General features: G+C 70.1%; 1 protein-coding gene. It reads left to right on the forward strand.

Annotation, left to right across the window (positions count from 1 at the left end; translation table 11 throughout):
* Positions 1–241: 241 nt before the first annotated feature.
* On the forward strand, positions 242–1075 hold an 834-nt coding region (locus tag AC31A1_RS51820), incomplete at its 3' end, for an ADP-ribosylglycohydrolase family protein (protein ID WP_489659980.1).

Consider the following 1075-nt stretch of genomic DNA (forward strand, 5'->3'; position numbering starts at 1 on the left):
CGCTCGCTTCTGAAACGGGCTGGAGCGGGCCGAGTCAAGGGTGGAGCGCAGCGGAATCGGCGTAGCCGACGCGACCGCAGGGAGCGCCCTTTACTCGGGCCGTGGAAGCCCGACACTGGCTGAGAAGCGAGTGGCCCGACCCCGCGTACCGATCCACCCCTATCCACCCCCTCAACCCACCGTCCCCGTTCGATTACAGTGCTGAACTGACTCGTACGTACGGACGGAGCCCGAGGAGGCCTTGGTGAGTACGGCAACCGCGGCCGTCTGGGGTCGGGTCGAGCAGCAGGATTTCCGTAGTCGGGTGCGGGGGACACTGCTCGGGGCCGCCGTGGGGGACGCGCTCGGCGCACCCGTGGACCTGCTGGCGATCGACGAGATCCGGGAGGCCTACGGCGCGGAGGGCGTCGTAGATCTTGCCTTCGGGTACGGGCGGCGGGGGGCCGTCACTCATCTCACGCAGCTCAGTCTCTTTACCGTCGACGGGCTGATCCGGGCGCAGGTGCGGCGCGATACCGGGGCCTGGCATCCGCCCACCGATCTGCATCGGGCGTATCTGCGGTGGGCCGCGACCCAGCACGACTGGGGGCCCGATGAGCGTCGTAAGGATGATGGATGGCTCGCGCGTGAGGAGTGGCTCTACGCACGACGCGACCCGACTCGGGCCTGTCTGTTGGGATTTGGGGACGAGCGGATGGGAACGCTCGACGCGCCCAAGAACCCGGGGGAAGTCGGGGGTGAGGCCGCCGCTCGTTCCGCGCCTTTCGGGTTGCTCGTCGGGTGGGAGCCACAGCTGGTGATGCAGCTCGCCGTGGAGTGTGCCGCTCAGACCCATGGTCATCCCGTCGGTTATCTCTCCGCCGGCGCCTACGCCGTCATCGTGCACGGGCTCGCCCGCGGAGAGAGCCTCGACGCCGCCGTGCAACGGGCGCTCGGCCTGCTGGCCGTCAGACCCGGGCATCAGCCCGTCTCCGTCGCGCTCCAGCGCGCCCTCGGCGCCGTACGGCAGGGCATGCCCACCTCCGCGCGGGTCGAGGAACTCGTGGGGGAGGGGAACGCGGACGGGGTGCTCGCG

The organism is Streptomyces sp. P5F9 (assembly GCF_057961495.1).